We start from the raw sequence: 16,283 nt of genomic DNA, 5'->3' as shown, positions 1-16,283 counted from the left end.
TTTGTAATAGTAATTTTAATAATTAAGTATTTCACATAGTTAATATTATAGCGTTTAATGAAAGCGTAAACAACAAAAATATTAATAAGGAGATCAAAATCATGAGTCATAATCAAGATTTTCAGTGGGATGCTGTATATGACGTTGCTGTTCTGGGCTTTGGTGGAGCCGGAGCAACAGCTGCCCGGTTTGCCGCAGATAATGGTGCTAAAGTTCTATTGGTTGATAGTGCGCCAGAAGGCCATGAGGGTGGCAACACCCGGTATGCTGGTCAGATGGTTGGTGCTGGCAAGGACTATGAGGCATTAAAAAATTACCACGAGCATTTAGCCGCACCTCTTAAGCCAGATCAAGCAGCCTTTACGAACCTAATTGAAGGAATGGCTAATATGGGTGACTACTTCAGAAAATACCTGGATGTCGAGCCAGTTAGCATGAAAAAAATGCTGGCGGGTACACCTTCAACCGCTTATGTGACGGAATATCCGGAACTGCCTGATGCTGATTCTTATGATGATTACTTAGTGCATCAAGGAGTAGATGATGCGGCTTTATGGAAAATTTTGCGGCAAAAAGTTTTAGACCGCTCTAAATTAATTGATATTTGGTATGCTTCACCTGCTAAACACTTAATTCAAGACGGCGTAAGTAAAACTGTTATTGGGGTTCAAATTGAACGTAAACATGTTTTACGCAACATCAAGGTTAACAATGGTGTCGTTTTAGCTGTTGGTGGTTTTGAAAACAACCAAGAGATGATTCAGACCTTCCTGCAAGCACCGTATCTTGCACCAATTGGTTCTTTATATAATCAAGGTGACGGAATTAAAATGCTTGAAGAAGTAAACGCGCAATTATGGAATATGCGCTCATTCGAATCACTGGGTCAATTCCACGGATTGTCTTTAAAACAAAATAAAGGTGTCCGTTCTACTTATGCACTTAATGTCTTCTGGCAAGAAAGTTCAACTGGTAGTGTAATTGTAGTTGGTGATGATGGTACAAGGTACTTTAACGAAGCCGAAATGAACCGTCACGGTCACATTTATAATCACGGCGATTGGGTAGTTCCACTCAATCAGGCTCATCCTTATATGATTTTTGATCAGAAAAAATATGATGAATTACAGAATGAACCTGATGATGGTTTAAAGGTTCCAGGCTATTTAGATAAAGCAATTAAAGCAGATTCAATCGAAGAATTAGCACAAAAAATTACTAAAAATCCGGCAATACTAGAAGAAACGATTGCTGAATTTAACTTTATGGCGGAGCAAGGCAAAGATTATGCTTTTCACCGTAATCCAAAAACTTTGCGCAAATTTAGTTCTACTGGTCCTTACTATGCAATTGCGCTTAGACAAAATATGCTGAATACGCAAGGCGGTGGACGAAGAAACGGTCATTGTCAGGTCGTCGATCCGAATGGCAATCCAATTCCACATCTGTATGAAGCGGGTGAATTAGGCTCACCATTTGTTAATAAATATACAACTGGTGGCAATATTGCCGATTGTCTGATTTCTGGAAAAATTGCAGGTGAAAACGCTGCAACCCTTAAACAGGATTTACCAGTGTCTGGTAGTGTTGATTTTACTGATGCAAAAATTAATCCTGACTTCCAAGCCGAAAGTGATGAAGACCATAACCACTATACCTTAGGTAAGAATCAGTATCTCGGATATAGTAATAAGGGTATGGGTGACGGCGTTGTTGTGCGAACAACGGTTAGTGATGAAGGAAACATTGAGAACGTTGAAATTTTAAAGCAGACCGAAAGTGATGATTATGGTCTAAGGGCTATTAAGGAACTACCGAAAAAGATTGTGGCGAAAAATACGTACAATGTTGATGCGGTTTCCGGTGCTTCGCAAACTAGTAGGGCAATTAAAGAAGCCGTCAAGGATTCACTTAGTAAAGTTAAATAAATAAAAATAAGTTAACCAAACTTGTTTGGACAAAAAAACAGCGTGTTGTCGCACGCTGCTTTTTATTTGTGAATCTAGTTTACCTTGACAAACTCGGTTGCCTTCTTAAGTGCAGGATCTGATTGTAAGTATATTTTATCAGTACCTAATTCAATCGGAATTAGTTCATGTTGGTAAAGCCGAGCTTCAATGTACATTTTGCCATTTGCACCTTCAAGTACTGGATTATTCCATTTACCGATAGTTGCTTTAAGCTCGCCATTTTCGTCACAAAGAGTAACCAAACCATAGCCTGGATTTTCGTAATCACCAAGTAATTCTGCTTTTGCTTTAACTGCATGGCAGTCATTACCTTTAAGCTTGGCAATATTATCTTCTCTTGCCTGGTTTTTCTTTGCCATAATTTTACTTACTTTGTCGGCCCAGTCTGTGTCATGAATTCCTAAGGCCTCGTCAATTGTTTGATAAGCCAAAGCGAAAATTGAATCGGTAGAATCCATGTTGGTAGTCACAACAAATGCCAAGTCAAGATCAGGAACGAAGCCTAGGAAAGAACAATATCCAATATACGAACCACTGTGATAAAAGTACTTGTGACCACGGTAGTCTTCCATCATCATTCCTAAACCATAAGCGCCGAAGTTAGCACCACCATATGCTCGGCTAGGAGGCATGATTGATTGTGGCTGATAACGCTGAGCAGTAACCTCAGTTGAAGTTGATTTTTGGGTTTTTAGCTGGAATTCACCCCAAGTAAGCAAGTCGGCAATTGTTGCTAACATGCTGCTGGCTCCGCCAACCTTGCCAGGTGCAATAAATGGAACTTCTTGCGTTACATCATTATCTCTAATATAAGGCTTAGGAATTCTGTCACGTGGCGCCTCATGATGATTAATGAAAGTATTATTCATGTGAAGTGGCTTAAGTAGGTGTTCACGTTCGTATGAGCCGTAGTCCTGACCGATTGCTTGTTCCATTACGTAGGTTGCCACGGCATAAACCAGATTACTATATTGCATCTTAACCCGTAATTCGTGGTTAGGCTCTAAGTAGCCGACATGTTCAGCTTTTTCTTTTAAAGTTAGATCATGCTTATTCATGTTAGTAAAACGCATTAAATCGTGAGCAGGTAGTCCGCTTTGGTGACTTAGTGCATCTCTAAAAGTTAAATGATCTTGAGCATATTTATCAACGAGTTGAAAATCAGGCCAATATTTTTTTAAAGGATCATCTAGGCTGATTCTACCTTCATCAGCTAATTGACAAATTGCCGTTGCCAAAAAGGATTTAGAAATTGAGGCTAAAGGATACAAGCTATCTTCGTTCGCATCGCCATATACATGGCTATAGCTCTCATTTTTGTGATAGATCCCAAAGCCTAAACTTGGCAAATTGAATGTATCTCTTACTTTTTCAGCAAAGTCATTTATTTTTTGTTTATCCATTACTACTCCTTTTGTAAATTACTAATCCAACATAAGCGGATAGTAAAATTACAGTCTTTTATAGTCCATTTTACTCTTTTTTAGGGACAAAATTAAATATTCTTTTCATAATTATGATGTATTTATTTGACTAGTATGATATATTTATTAACATAATAAAAATAATTTATACGGAAATGAGAAAAGATATGAAAAAGAATAAGTTGTTAACTTCAATTGGTGTTTTAAGTCTTTCTGCAATTGCTTTAGTTGGTTGTGGTAAGAAGAATAATGCTAATAATGACGAAACTAAAAATGTTTCTAAATTCCCAATTGAGACTCCGAAAAAAGCAGTCAAACAAGGTGGAACGGTTAAGATTGCAGTCGAAACAGATACACCATTTTCAGGTATTTTTTCGCAGGAATTATCTTCTGAGGATGTTGATTCAATGGTGGCTTCTCCTGGTCAAGAGACTTTGTTTGATAGTGATGATCATTTCAAAGTTACTGATAAGGGTGCAGCAACACGTAGATTGGATCAAAAGAACAAAACCATTAACATTAATATTAAAAAAGGTGTTAAATGGTCCGACGGTAAACAAGTCGTAGCTAAAGATTATGAATATGCTTATGAAATCTTAGCAAACAAGGATACGGCTTGTCCTCGGTATAGTAGCCAATTTGAAGTTTTAAAAGGTCTGAAAGAATATCATGAAGGCAAGGCAAAAACGATTTCTGGTATTGAAATGCCTGATGGCGAAAATGGTCGTAAATTAGTTCTTCATTTCACGGAATTAAGTCCAAGTATGTCTAACGCAGGTAGCCGGTCGCTTTGGGAAGCGGTTGAACCTTATCACTACCTTAAAGATGTTCCTTTCGCTAAATTAAAATCATCTGATAAAATTAGAAAGAACCCATTGTTCTTTGGTCCATATAAAATGGAAAAGTTGGTTCGTGGACAATCAGCCACTTGGGTTCCTAATGAATATTACTGGCGTGGCAAGCCAAAATTAGATAAAATCGTCGTTTCTGTTGTTTCCCCTAATTCTGCTTCGCAGGCTATCAAGAGTCATAAATTTGATGTGATTCCAGTGATTAACACTCAATGGCCTCAAGTAAAAGATACCAAGGACGTTAACTTTGTGGCACAAATTCCAATTGCTTACCATTACCTTGGGTTTAAAGTTGGTAAATGGGATAAAAAACTCAGCAAAAACGTTGAAAATCCAAAGTCTAAGATGAATAACAAGGCTTTGCGGCAAGCTATTGGTTATGCAATGAACGTTGATGCCGTGAATAAACGTTATACATATTCTTTGACCTTTAGGGTGAAAACTTTAATTCCAGAGATCTTTGGTGATTACTACGATAAGAGTGCCAAAGGCTTTGATTATAACCTTAAGAAAGCAAATGAAATTCTCGACAAGGCCGGCTATAAGAAGAAGGGCAAGTGGCGTGTACAGCCTGATGGCAAACCACTGAAAATTAATGTAGCCGCAATGAGTGGGGATGCAACTAAGGAACCAATCATTCAGAACTATATTCAACAATGGCACAAGGTTGGCTTAAACGTTCAGCTGGCCACGGGACGCTTGATTGAGCACAACTCGTTTTACGACAAATTGCAAAACGATGATAAGGGCATTGATATGTATATCGGTGGCTGGTCAACACCAACTGAACCATCGCCACATCCTTACTACAGTGAATCAGCTCCATTTAACATGGCCCGTTTTGTAACTGCTAAAAATAATAAATTGCTGACAGAAATGAATTCGCAGAAGGCATTTAACCATAAGTACCGCGTACAAAAATTCCACGAATGGCAACAATACATGAATGACGAAGCTTATGTCATTCCAATCGATAATTCTTACCAAATTACAGCTGTCAATAATAAGCTTACGGGGTATTCACTCAAGCCTTCAGAAGGCAACAACGGCCACCCATTATGGTACAAAGTTGGCTACGCAAAATAATTTTATTAAAAGACTAGAAGGGGACTAGACTAAATAATGAGAACAGGATCAAAAATTATCACTTTAGATAACGGCTACCATTTGTGGACGAGTACGCAAGGCGAAGGTGACATCCATTTGTTAGCATTGCATGGTGGACCCGGTGGTAACCATGAATATTGGGAAGACGCTGCTGATCAATTAAAAAAGCAGGGATTAAATGTCCAAGTTACGATGTATGATCAACTTGGTTCGCTTTACTCTGATCAACCAGATTATGATGATCCAGAAATTGCTGCTAAGTATTTGACCTATGAATATTTCCTTGATGAAGTAGATGAAGTTAGAGATAAGCTTGGTCTTGATAACTGCTATTTAATTGGTCAAAGTTGGGGTGGACTTTTGGCGCAAGAATACGCCGTTAAATATGGTCAACACCTTAAAGGAACAATTATTTCTTCAATGGTTGATGACACCGATGATTATATCGCTTCAATTAACCGGCGTAGACAAGAGATTTTCCCACAAACGGAAATTGATTTTATGCGCGAATGTGAAGAAAATAATGACTATGACAATAAGCGTTACCAAGAAGATGTTCAGATTTTGAACATTAACTTTCTTGATCGTCGTCAGCCGTGCAAGCTTTACCATATTAAACGAATTGGTGGGTTACCTGTCTACCATGCTTTTCAAGGTGATAATGAGTTTGTCGTTACTGGCAAGTTAAAGGATTGGCATTTCAGAAAGTATCTCAAAGAAATTAAAATGCCAACACTACTGACCTTTGGCGAAGAAGATACTATGCCGCTAGAAACTGCTCGAATTATGCAAAAAGAAATTCCTAATTCACGTTTAGTAACTACCCCAAATGCGGGACATCACCACATGGTTGACAATCCTGATGTTTACTATAAGCATGTTGCCGACTTTATTCGAGAAGTTGAAGCTGGCACCTTTAAAGGTGAATAGTTAACTGCAGTGTAAATTAAAAAAAGTGACTAGTGTTTTAAAGTCAAAAAAGCCATGAGCTATTTCTCATGGCTTTTTTATTGGTTTAGTAAAATAATTTTTTCTTTTGGCAATTTGACTTTGATTTGATTGAAACTAAACGGCTTTATTAAGGACATCTGAAATGCTGTTAGGTGTAAAAAGTCATCCGGATTGCACTGAGGATTATATAATGGATCACCGACAATTGGGCAGCCAATTGCGGCTAAATGAACCCTAATCTGATGGGTTCGACCGGTTTCAAGCGACAGTTTAACAAGTGCTGTCTGATCGGAGCATTTTTGTAAAACTTGATAATGGGTACAGGATTTTAGACCATCTGAGCGAATCATTCTTTTGCGTTTATCCATTGGATCATGGCCAATCGGCAAGTTAATTGTGCCTTTTTCTGGTAAGCTACGTGTTTGATTGACGACGGCTAAGTACTCTCTGTGAAATATTTTAGTTGTTAATTCACGATTAAGAATGGGAACAACGGCCGGATTTTTAGCCACTAAAAGCAATCCACTCGTTAGCATATCTAAACGGTGTACAATGTAGGGAGTGTATTTTAAATAAGTGGCACAATCATTTAAAGCCGTATTGGTTTCTCCCTGATTGGGATGGGTCTTTTGGCCCGCTGGCTTATTAATAATTAACAAGTCGTGATCCTCGTAGATTGGGTCAGGAAATTTTCCACTTGGTAAATAAATCCCTTGTTCAGACTCAACATGATCAAGAATTAGGTCAATTTTTTCGTCTGGATAGACAAGCTGATTAAAATAACGGTATTGGCCGTTAATTAAAACCTTACGGTTGATTCGCAGATAATGGCGCCATTTTCGCGGAAGTAAAAGTTGCCGTAACAAGTCACTGACAGAACATGGTTTAAGTTTTTTGGGGTAATTAAGTGTAAAATAATAGCTCATAAATATTTATTAAATCTTTTTGAAAATAAAGGTAATACTTTCTGATATGATACAATTTTAGTTGTTTCTAAAAGGAGCAGATAAAATGGAAAATAATGAACCAAAGAGAAACGGACTTGGTGGCTTGTGGCACCGGTTTGATCACCGTTTTTATATCGGGCGCTGGATTATCTTGATCCTGCTAACCTTCACTTTTTTGGTTTGTACTTATTATACCGTCAAAGTAAAAACTTCAAACATCTCAAATTTAAAAGCATCCCTTTCGACAACCACGGCTATTTATGATCATAAAAATCAAAAGGCGGGTTCTTTATACTCGCAAAAGGGGACTTTTGTTGAATACAATAAAATTTCACCTAACGTCAAAAATGCCGTAATTTCAACTGAAGATCGAACTTTTTGGACTAATCCTGGCTTTAGTATTAAGGGGATGGCTAGAGCAGCTTTAGGGTTAGTGATTCACCGAGGACAAATTTCTGGTGGTGGTTCAACTTTAACGCAGCAACTAGCCAAAAATGCTTTATTAACGCAGCGTCAAACTATCTCACGTAAAGTAGAAGAACTATTTTTTGCGATTGAGATTACGCACGTTTACTCCAAAAAAGATATTTTAACTATGTATCTGAACAAGGCTTACTTTGGTAACGGTGTTTGGGGCGTGCAGGATGCCAGCAGGAAATATTTTGGTAAAGATGCTAGCCAGTTAACGGTGGGCGAAGGAGCTTGTTTAGCTGGAATTTTGCGGAATCCAAGTAAATATAATCCAATCGATCATCTGAATTATTCGCTTTCAAGACGTAATTTGGTTTTGGACTTGATGGTTTCGAATGATAAGCTAACCAAACAGCAAGCACAAATAGCTCAAAGACAAAGTTTAACTTTACGTGATACCTATCATAATCAGGATGGTTATCGTTATCCCTACTTTTTTGATGCTGTGGTCGATGAGGCGATTAATCGCTACGGTCTAAAAGAAGAAGATGTGATGAATAAGGGGCTTCGTATTTATACGACGTTAAACCAAAATTATCAGCAGCAACTTCAGGAAAAATTTGCTCAAGACTGGCTATTTCCGCAGGGGTCTTCTGACGGAACAAAGACTCAAGGAGCCAGTGTGGTGATGGATCCAAGTACTGGAGCTGTTCGTGCCGTCATTGGTGGACGAGGAAAGCACGTCTTTCGCGGTTATAATCGTGCAACCCAAATGAAACGGCAGCCGGGCTCATCAATTAAACCAATTGTTTCTTATGCACCAGCTCTCCAGCAGGGCTATCATTATGATTCACAGCTGTCGAATAAATTGCAGCGCTTTGGTAAAAATGGCTATCAGCCGCATAACGTTGATAACGGTTATTCTAATAAGATCCCAATGTACGTGGCATTAGCACAAAGTAAAAACGTGCCAGCCGTTTGGTTACTTGACCGGATTGGTGTGTCTAAGGGTGTCCAATCGGCCAATAATTTCGGTATTAAAGTAGCCAAAGAGGATCAAAACCTTGCTTTGGCCTTAGGGGGGTTATCAACTGGAGTTTCTCCTATGCAAATGGCGCGAGCATATTCTGCTTTTGCCAATAAGGGAAATCTTCCCAATAATTCCTACTTCATTACTAAAATTACCGATGCTAGCGGCAACGTAATTGGTGAAAATCACGATATTGGAAAACACCGGATTATTTCTGAAAGCACAGCAAAAGAAATGACTACAATGCTTTTAGGCGTTTTTGCTGGTGGTACAGGTACATCGGCTCAACCAGCCGGTTACCGCGTTGCTGGTAAGACGGGCTCAACGGAAGTACCAAATTCATATGGGTTTGGTACCAAAGACCAGTGGATTGTAGGTTATACGCCTGATGTAGTCGTTGCTACTTGGGTTGGCTATGATCGCACTAATAAACAGCACTTTATGCATGGTGTTTCTGAAACGGAGATTACCAGATTATACAAAGCAGAAATGGAAGGGATTCTTCCTTATACTGCACAAAATCAATTTACTGAGCAGGCTCCTAAACAAATTATTCAAAACAACGGTTCTAATTCGGACTGGACTAATGGCTTGAATGAAAAAATACAAAAAGGTTTAGGATCTGCGGGAGAAAAGCTTAATGAATGGTATAATGATTTGAAGGGTCTTTTTGACCGATAATTAGGAGGATTTAATCATGGTAAATATTTATGACGCAACCAATCAATTAGCTTCTGATTTGCAAGAAATTGATGAATTTAAGACTTTACAAGTTGCAATTGACGGAGTTAAAAATAATGCAGAAAGTTCAGATTTGTTTAAGAAGATGGACAAGATGCAAAATACAATTATGAACGTTCAATCACAAGGTCAAGAATTGACACAAGAAATGCAGGAAGAATATAAGAACTTAAATGAACAAGTTCAAAAAGATCCCCAAATTTTGAAGCTGTTAGAGGCAGAACAAGGCCTTTATAATACAGTTGAAGAAGTTCAAAAAGTAATTACCCAACCAATTAATGATCTATACAAGGGTCTTAGAAACTAGATACAACAATGAAATTTATTCATTTTGCTGATGCGCACTTAGATAGTCCTTTTTTGGGGCTATCTTTTTTGCCATCTAGGAGTTCTTCATCCATTCATGACGCTCCTAACCAGTCATTAACAAAAGTCGTTGATTTGGCCTTGCAAGAAAATGTTGATCTTGTGTTGATCGCAGGGGATACGTTTGATAGTGCTCGACCTAATCCCAGTAGTCAAATCTTTTTTGCACAACAAATTGCGAGGCTAACCGATGCCAAGATTCAAGTGGTCATGATTTTTGGAAACCATGATCATATGAAAAAAGAAGACTTATTAATTTCAGCAAGTCCCTATTTTAAATTATTAGGTGATGGTGAAACGGTTGAAACCGTCAGTTATCAAACAGCTAACGGCTTTGAGTACGAGGTCACGGGTTTTTCTTATTTAAAAAATCACATCACTACCAATAAGATTAGTGAATTTCCAGCTAAAGGCAGACATTATACTTTTGGCTTAATGCACGCACAAGAAAAGTCAGGCCAAAGTAGTCAAAATGTATATGCTCCATTTAATTTAACCGAACTAAAAGAGTTAAACTATGATTACTTTGCTTTAGGGCACATTCATTTGCGACAAGTTTTATCAACTACTCCTTGGATTGTTTATCCTGGCAATTTGCAAGGGCGTCATATCAATGAAACAGACGAAAAAGGCTGTTATCTGGGCGAAATAAATGAGCAAACAAAAGAAACAAAAATTCAATTTATTTCTACTTGTCCTATTGTCTGGCAAAAAGTTGCTATTAAATTGCAAAAACCGCTGTCCCAAGCTGATTTGCAGACTTTAATTTGCGATAATCTCACTTCTTCGGTAACGACTTATTACTGCCTAAAAATTATTGGTGCCGAGTATCTGAGTGCAAAAGAACGTGAAATGATTCAGGAAAGTGATTTCTGGCACATGATCTCGCAGCAACTAGATTGTGAATCACAATTAGTGGATGTGCGACTGGCCAGCAACAGTCACCTAGAAATTGCCGAAAATGATCAGGTTTATTTCAAGCAAGCTGAAAAAGAAGTTTTTGACCAGCAAGAGTTTCAGTCTTTCAGTAATGATTGGGCTAAAAAAGATGATTTTGCGGCCGAACTTGCCCAAAGTACGCTTTTCGAAGAGCAAGTGCAACAACTTGCTGAGGTCAAACTGAATAGTAAATTGAAAGGAATTAGCGATGAAATTAACGAAGATTAAGGTTGTCAATTTTGGCCAATTCTCTGATTTTACGTTTGAACTGCCGGAATCTAATCTCACGGTTTTTTTTGGTGCTAATGAAGCTGGTAAAAGTACGATTGTTGCTTTTATTAAACAAGTTCTATTTGGTTTTCACCTAGCCAAGCATACTTCTGCTTTTTTTGAAGATTATAAACCTTTAGCAAGGGTCAGCCCAATGGGTGGATCATTGTTTTTTACGGATGAGCAGGCTAATACATTTGAGTTGGAACGCCTGTATGCACCGGGCAAGGGTTCTAAAGTTGGTACGCTAACTGTTAAGCGTAATGGACAGGTTGTTCCGGAAAATATTTTTTTTGATCAGTTAAAAAATATTGACGGTGAATTTTATTCGGACAGCTTTATCTTTAATCAAGACATGTTAGCCAAAGTTGGCACTATTGGACAGACAGATTTGCTTGAACGCATTTATTATTTAGGCGCTGCTAATAGTGACAAGCTGATTGATCTGCGTGACGATTTTGCCAAAAAAGCAAGTACATTATTTAAAAAAGGTGGGACTAATCCGCCGCTTAATCAGTTGCTTAAGCAGTTAAAAGAGCAGAAAATCAAGGTTGATGAGGCAGAGGAAGAATTTTCCGACTACCAAGAATTGCAAAAGCAGTTCAGTGATCAGCAAGCACAATTAACTGAACAGGAAGCACTTTTAACCAAGCTGCAAGATAAACAAAAGCATGCTGAACAACTGCAAAGATTACTGCCGAGCTACCAAAAACTTACCAAGTTAAAGCAAGAAGTAAAAACTGTTTACTTTGATGAACAACAATATCAAGAAGCGCAAAATTTGCTGATAGAAAAGCAAAATTTGCAAAAACAGATGGAAAATTTGCAAAAACGACTAGCCAAAGTTGCTGGTCAAGATAATTCGCTCCAAAATGAGCATGAATTGGTTCAAAAAAAGCCTGAAGTTTTGCAATGGCGCTCAGAATATCGCTCTTGTTTACAAAAGCAGAAGCAAATTGCCAGTGAAAAAGAACAGCTAGTTACTCTTAAACCCGCATTGGCCAAGGTAGCTGATTTTAATCAAGATCAAATGGTTACATTGCAAACAGATTACCAAAATTTGTCTTTAAAAGATGACTCTTCAAGGCAAAACACTCAAACTGATGGAAGATATTGGCTGATTGGTTCTGGCTTAATCATCATTCTTGGTTTAATTCTGTTGGTAGTCAATTCACCGCTATTTGGCGGAGCCGCGCTATTTGGCGGTATTGTCTGTGGAATGTGTGGTTTCACTAAACAAAAGCAGGCTAGGGAGGTTAAGGCCCAGCAGGAAGAGCAAAGAGATTTAGCTCAAAAACAGCGGGCCGCTTTTACCAGTAAGTATGAATTAGAACCGGACCTATTGGATCTACCGAATTTGCTTAACGCGTGGCGGCAATATCAATTACAAATTCAAAAAGAAAAAGTAGTTGAAAGCCAAGAAGAAGATTTACTTTTACAGTCTAGTAAACTTGCTGATAAGATTAGTCAACTTCTTCACCAAGAAGTCCAGCCAGACTTTGAGAGTATTCTTACTGCTTTAGACCAGTTAGAAACACAGGAAAATCTTGCCCGTCAAAGTAGCGAAGAAAAAGCTAGTTTGCAAAGTACAATTGCTGATAATAATTCTCGTATTAAGGAGCTCGATTTAAAATTAAATGCACTTTTTGCTGCAGCTAATGTAACTGACATGGCGGGCTATACGGCGCTTAAATCAGCTAAATTAAAGCAGGAACAACTCCAGGCTGAAATTAATGTTTTAACGACAAATCTTAAGCAAGATATGGCTGAGTTAAAATTAATTCAGCAAGATACTGCTTTGCAATCCAAGCTTCAAGAATTATTACAGCAAATTGCCAATCAGCAAGAAAAGATACGCCAATTACAAGCGACAAAGGCTGAGTTGAGTGTTAAGATGACTAACCTAGCTAACTCAAACGCCGTCTTTTCAGCTAAGCAAGATTTAGCTAACCTAAAAACTAAGTTTCAGAATTTAAGTACTGAATATTTAGCAGATTTAGCCGTATCAAAATGGATTGCGCGGGCACTAGATTTAGCTTCAAATGAACGCTTTCCTAAAATGTTAGTACTGGCAAAAGAATATTTGCGACTATTAACAAATAATCGGTATAATAGTATTGAAATTGACAAGAAACTAACAGTTACTCGTTATGATGGCAAGAAGATCAAGATACAGTATTTGTCTCGTGGTACTTCTGAACAACTGTACTTTGCATTAAAACTAGCATTTGTTCAGCAAATAAAAGATCAAATCAACTTACCAATTTTAATTGATGATTCTTTTGTCAATTTTGATGATCAACGAGTTGACCAGATTAAGCAACTATTGGATCAAGTAGCGCAAAACAATCAGGTGTTAATTTTTACTGCGCAATCCACTTTAGTTGAAAAATTGCATATTCAGCCACTAACTTTTAGGAAAGGAACCGAGAATGTATAAACGTTTGCTGGATTATAATGATGGTGAAGAATTGGAGGCAGTTGTATTAATTAAAAATTCACAACTGCGACATACGAAAAAGGGCAAGCTATATTTAGCAATGTCCTTTGGTGATTCGTCAGGTGAAATTCGTGGTAACTTTTGGGATGCCAATAATCAGGATGCTGCGACTTTTAGTGCTGGCACCATTGTTGAATTAGATGGCAAACGTGAGGAATATCAAGGACAACCACAAATCAAGATTTATAGTTTACGAGTTGTTGGTCCTGAAGAAGGCTATGATCTTAAGCAATTTATTAAGTCGGCACCTGAAAAAATTTCTGTCATGAAAGAGGAAATTAATCAGTATGTATTTGAAATCTTAAATCCGACATGGAATCGCATAGTTCGTTTTTTACTGAAAAAATGGGGTGAGCGTTTCTATGATTATCCCGCTGGAAAAAGCAATCATCATGCGGTTAGAGGCGGTTTAGCCTATCATACGCTGTCAATGCTGCGGGATGCCAAGGCAATTGCCGACAACTATCCGCAGGTAGACAGGTCGCTTTTATATGCTGGCTGTATTTTGCATGACATGGGTAAAGTTCTTGAATTAACTGGACCAGCTGCAACGCAATATACCACTGAAGGTAATTTGGTCGGGCATTTAGTATTAATAGATGAACAAATTATGCTGGCGGCTAAGGAACTTAATTTCGATTTAGAAGCCGAGGATATTTTGTTGTTACGGCACATGGTCTTATCGCACCATGGTAAATTTGAGTACGGCTCACCTAAATTACCAGCATTATTGGAAGCCGAATTGTTACACCGCATAGACGATTTGGATGCTGCTGTTTATGCAATTACTAACGCTTTGCAAAATACGCGGCCGGGTAATTTTACTGATAATATTATGAGCCAAGGTGGCAGGAAATTTTATCGGCCAAAAAAAGACGAACCGTTAACTAAAGCTAGAAAATTAGAGTAAAAAAAAGAAGTTCATTTGAACTTCTTTTTTATTCGCGATTAAACTATGCTTATTTCTTTGCATCTGAAGTAGAAATGTATGAAGATAAGACATTCTTAAGATCGTTATCTTTAATATTAACATCGGCTTTTTTCAATACAGTCGATATTACGCTACGCATTGTTTCTTGATCTTGTGACATTGAACGATAAATCTGATCATCAATTTCCTTCTTGTGTGAAGCAAATGTGCCTTTACCAGGGTGTTTAATCATTCTAATTACATGGTAACCAGATTGTGATTTAACTGGGCTGCTGGTGGTTTCACCGGTCTTTAACTTGAATGCCGCATTCTTAAATGCTGGGTCTAAAGTTGAATCGGTTGAATCAAAGGCAGGTAATTTTCCTTCGTTGGATTTAGTACCAGTATCAAGTGAGTATTTTTTAACTAAGCTCTTGAAGCTCTTACCATCTTTTAATTGCTTAATGATATCTTCAGCTTGTGATTTCTTGGCAACTAAAATATGTTGAACGGTAACTTTTGGTTGATATGATTTCCAAGCCTTGTCCTCTTGACTCTTAGAAATCTTCTTAACGTCTTTTAAAGCTGCCTCACTAAGTAAGTTAGTCTTAAGGTTTTGCTTAAAGCCTGAAACAGTCATACCGTTTTGTTGCAATACAGCGTTAAATTGGGAACCATATTGCTTTTTGTAATTATCAAATTGCTTGTTAACTTCACTCTTAGAAACTTTATTACCATATTGTTGTTCCAAAACATGGTTAATAATCATGTTAGCAAGAGCGGTTTGACCAGCTTGCGATTTCTTCATTTCATCGTAGTAGTCTTTTTGGGTAATTTTACCACCCTTGTAGGAGGCAACTGTCTTGCCATCATTAGAACAAGCAGCAGTTGATAAAGCAATTCCGGCTACAGCGGCTACTGCAGCAATTTTCTTAAAATATTTTTTCATAAAGTAATTCTCCACATCCTTAATAAATTAAGTCACCGTCAATTAATATAACATAAACTGGCAGCTCTAGTTTTTAATTTTATCGTTTTCACTAAAAAAACAAACTTTCTTTATAATTTTTTAGCATTATTCCGATTTCTTTGGCAGATTTTGTGTAATATCTTCACTAATTTTTTGTGTCTGTTTCTGCAATTGGGCGATTATCCGCGAAATGCTCATTTGATAATATTGAATATCTTTTTCCAATTCAGTAAGATTCTTTTTAACAGGAGGTAGCGAGGCATTTAGTTCTTGGCGAGCTTCTTGCAAGCTCCCAATTGCGTTAGTTAAATCGCTGATATCTTCCTTTGTACCCTGAAATTGATCTTGAATTGGTTGACCAAGACGTCGACCGTTTTTGTCTCTAAATAATGATAAAACCATGCCAAATCCGGCACCGACTGCTAGTCCAAGACTAAATTTCTTCATAATTTCTCCTTAAAACTGGGCCTTAATTTGCTCTGCAATTTTTTGGTAATCTGCTTCAGTATAGTTTGCCTCGTTGTTTCTGGTAACGATTTTTAGACCATCACCTTCGAAACGAGGAACAAAATGAATATGTGAATGCATTACCACCTGATTTGCGCTAGCGCCATTATTGGTGCTAATATTCATCCCTGTAATTTTTGGGTCATAATTTTTGATTGCATTAGCAATCGCAGGAATATATTTTAAGAATCTCTGCGCATCGTCAGCTGTGTAATCAAAAAAGTTAGCAATGTGCTTTTTTGGGACCATCAAAGTATGACCAGGGTTTACTTGCGACAAATCTAAGAATGCCTTGACATCATCATTTTCAAAAATAGTGTAGCTAGGAACTTCACCACGAATAATTTTACAGAATAAACAATCTTTATCTAATTCAGCCATCTTTAAAC

At 37.7% G+C, this 16,283-nt stretch carries 13 protein-coding genes; 8 read left to right on the top strand and 5 right to left on the bottom strand.

The window, feature by feature from the left end; all coding sequences use genetic code 11:
- The first annotated feature begins 101 nt into the window (after nucleotides 1-101).
- Nucleotides 102-1,928 (top strand): FAD-binding protein, encoded by a 1,827-nt coding sequence (locus GYM71_RS06960; RefSeq protein ID WP_220219947.1) that lies wholly within the window; start codon nucleotides 102-104, stop codon nucleotides 1,926-1,928.
- Between the two features lie 74 nt (nucleotides 1,929-2,002).
- Here the strand turns inward: GYM71_RS06960 and GYM71_RS06955 are convergent, their stop codons facing one another.
- On the bottom strand, nucleotides 2,003-3,373 hold the full coding sequence (locus GYM71_RS06955; protein ID WP_220219946.1) for a serine hydrolase domain-containing protein: 1,371 nt from the start codon (nucleotides 3,371-3,373) through the stop codon (nucleotides 2,003-2,005).
- A 188-nt stretch (nucleotides 3,374-3,561) separates the two neighbouring features.
- Between GYM71_RS06955 and GYM71_RS06950 the strand changes: the two genes are divergently transcribed.
- Both GYM71_RS06950 and GYM71_RS06945 read left to right on the top strand, forming a co-directional pair.
- The gene (locus tag GYM71_RS06950; protein WP_220219945.1) at nucleotides 3,562-5,331 is read left to right on the top strand and encodes an oligopeptide ABC transporter substrate-binding protein; all 1,770 of its coding nucleotides are present in this window, start codon (nucleotides 3,562-3,564) and stop codon (nucleotides 5,329-5,331) included.
- A gap of 36 nt (nucleotides 5,332-5,367) precedes the next feature.
- Nucleotides 5,368-6,282: a proline-specific peptidase family protein gene (locus GYM71_RS06945; protein ID WP_103751902.1), complete on the top strand. Its 915-nt coding sequence runs from the start codon at nucleotides 5,368-5,370 to the stop codon at nucleotides 6,280-6,282.
- A 77-nt stretch (nucleotides 6,283-6,359) separates the two neighbouring features.
- On the opposite strand, the gene GYM71_RS06940 is transcribed toward GYM71_RS06945, so the two are convergent.
- Nucleotides 6,360-7,229 carry an RluA family pseudouridine synthase gene (locus tag GYM71_RS06940; RefSeq protein ID WP_220219944.1) on the bottom strand — a complete coding sequence of 290 codons (870 nt, stop codon included), beginning with the start codon at nucleotides 7,227-7,229 and terminating at the stop codon, nucleotides 6,360-6,362.
- A gap of 85 nt (nucleotides 7,230-7,314) precedes the next feature.
- On the opposite strand from GYM71_RS06940, the gene GYM71_RS06935 reads away from it, so the two are divergent.
- From GYM71_RS06935 to GYM71_RS06915, 5 genes are read left to right on the top strand one after another with little or no spacing between them, the layout of a single operon-like run.
- Nucleotides 7,315-9,372 (top strand): PBP1A family penicillin-binding protein, encoded by a 2,058-nt coding sequence (locus GYM71_RS06935; RefSeq protein WP_220219943.1) that lies wholly within the window; start codon nucleotides 7,315-7,317, stop codon nucleotides 9,370-9,372.
- A 16-nt stretch (nucleotides 9,373-9,388) separates the two neighbouring features.
- Nucleotides 9,389-9,739 (top strand): YlbF family regulator, encoded by a 351-nt coding sequence (locus tag GYM71_RS06930; RefSeq protein ID WP_103751899.1) that lies wholly within the window; start codon nucleotides 9,389-9,391, stop codon nucleotides 9,737-9,739.
- An 8-nt stretch (nucleotides 9,740-9,747) separates the two neighbouring features.
- On the top strand, nucleotides 9,748-10,965 hold the full coding sequence (locus GYM71_RS06925) for a metallophosphoesterase family protein (protein WP_220219942.1): 1,218 nt from the start codon (nucleotides 9,748-9,750) through the stop codon (nucleotides 10,963-10,965).
- Nucleotides 10,946-13,447, top strand: coding sequence for an AAA family ATPase (locus GYM71_RS06920; protein WP_220219941.1), 2,502 nt, complete (start codon nucleotides 10,946-10,948; stop codon nucleotides 13,445-13,447). Before GYM71_RS06925 ends, GYM71_RS06920 begins: the two co-directional genes overlap by 20 nt.
- Complete coding sequence (locus GYM71_RS06915; protein ID WP_220219940.1) at nucleotides 13,440-14,417, top strand: 3'-5' exoribonuclease YhaM family protein; 978 nt, start codon at nucleotides 13,440-13,442, stop codon at nucleotides 14,415-14,417. Before GYM71_RS06920 ends, GYM71_RS06915 begins: the two co-directional genes overlap by 8 nt.
- A 49-nt stretch (nucleotides 14,418-14,466) precedes the next feature.
- On the opposite strand, the gene GYM71_RS06910 is transcribed toward GYM71_RS06915, so the two are convergent.
- The 3 genes from GYM71_RS06910 to GYM71_RS06900 form a co-directional block, all read right to left on the bottom strand.
- Complete coding sequence (locus tag GYM71_RS06910) at nucleotides 14,467-15,366, bottom strand: peptidylprolyl isomerase PrsA (RefSeq protein WP_220219939.1); 900 nt, start codon at nucleotides 15,364-15,366, stop codon at nucleotides 14,467-14,469.
- A 126-nt stretch (nucleotides 15,367-15,492) separates the two neighbouring features.
- Nucleotides 15,493-15,834 carry a hypothetical protein gene (locus GYM71_RS06905; protein WP_103751894.1) on the bottom strand — a complete coding sequence of 114 codons (342 nt, stop codon included), beginning with the start codon at nucleotides 15,832-15,834 and terminating at the stop codon, nucleotides 15,493-15,495.
- 9 nt (nucleotides 15,835-15,843) lie between these two features.
- Nucleotides 15,844-16,275 carry an HIT family protein gene (locus tag GYM71_RS06900; RefSeq protein ID WP_103751893.1) on the bottom strand — a complete coding sequence of 144 codons (432 nt, stop codon included), beginning with the start codon at nucleotides 16,273-16,275 and terminating at the stop codon, nucleotides 15,844-15,846.
- Nucleotides 16,276-16,283: the final 8 nt, after the last annotated feature.

The organism is Lactobacillus panisapium (genome assembly GCF_019469265.1).
GTDB lineage: Bacteria > Bacillota > Bacilli > Lactobacillales > Lactobacillaceae > Lactobacillus > Lactobacillus panisapium.
The sequence above is the reverse complement of the archived record's forward strand: the minus strand, read 5'-3'. Positions and strand labels throughout refer to the sequence as shown.

Bases quoted from the DNA above. Each gene is read 5' to 3' on its own strand.
- GYM71_RS06960 (WP_220219947.1), top strand. From the start codon at position 102: ATGAGTCATAATCAAGATTTTCAGTGGGATGCTGTATATGACGTTGCT.
- GYM71_RS06955 (WP_220219946.1), bottom strand. From the start codon at position 3,373: ATGGATAAACAAAAAATAAATGACTTTGCTGAAAAAGTAAGAGATACA.
- GYM71_RS06950 (WP_220219945.1), top strand. From the start codon at position 3,562: ATGAAAAAGAATAAGTTGTTAACTTCAATTGGTGTTTTAAGTCTTTCT.
- GYM71_RS06945 (WP_103751902.1), top strand. From the start codon at position 5,368: ATGAGAACAGGATCAAAAATTATCACTTTAGATAACGGCTACCATTTG.
- GYM71_RS06940 (WP_220219944.1), bottom strand. From the start codon at position 7,229: ATGAGCTATTATTTTACACTTAATTACCCCAAAAAACTTAAACCATGT.
- GYM71_RS06935 (WP_220219943.1), top strand. From the start codon at position 7,315: ATGGAAAATAATGAACCAAAGAGAAACGGACTTGGTGGCTTGTGGCAC.
- GYM71_RS06930 (WP_103751899.1), top strand. From the start codon at position 9,389: ATGGTAAATATTTATGACGCAACCAATCAATTAGCTTCTGATTTGCAA.
- GYM71_RS06925 (WP_220219942.1), top strand. From the start codon at position 9,748: ATGAAATTTATTCATTTTGCTGATGCGCACTTAGATAGTCCTTTTTTG.
- GYM71_RS06920 (WP_220219941.1), top strand. From the start codon at position 10,946: ATGAAATTAACGAAGATTAAGGTTGTCAATTTTGGCCAATTCTCTGAT.
- GYM71_RS06915 (WP_220219940.1), top strand. From the start codon at position 13,440: ATGTATAAACGTTTGCTGGATTATAATGATGGTGAAGAATTGGAGGCA.
- GYM71_RS06910 (WP_220219939.1), bottom strand. From the start codon at position 15,366: ATGAAAAAATATTTTAAGAAAATTGCTGCAGTAGCCGCTGTAGCCGGA.
- GYM71_RS06905 (WP_103751894.1), bottom strand. From the start codon at position 15,834: ATGAAGAAATTTAGTCTTGGACTAGCAGTCGGTGCCGGATTTGGCATG.
- GYM71_RS06900 (WP_103751893.1), bottom strand. From the start codon at position 16,275: ATGGCTGAATTAGATAAAGATTGTTTATTCTGTAAAATTATTCGTGGT.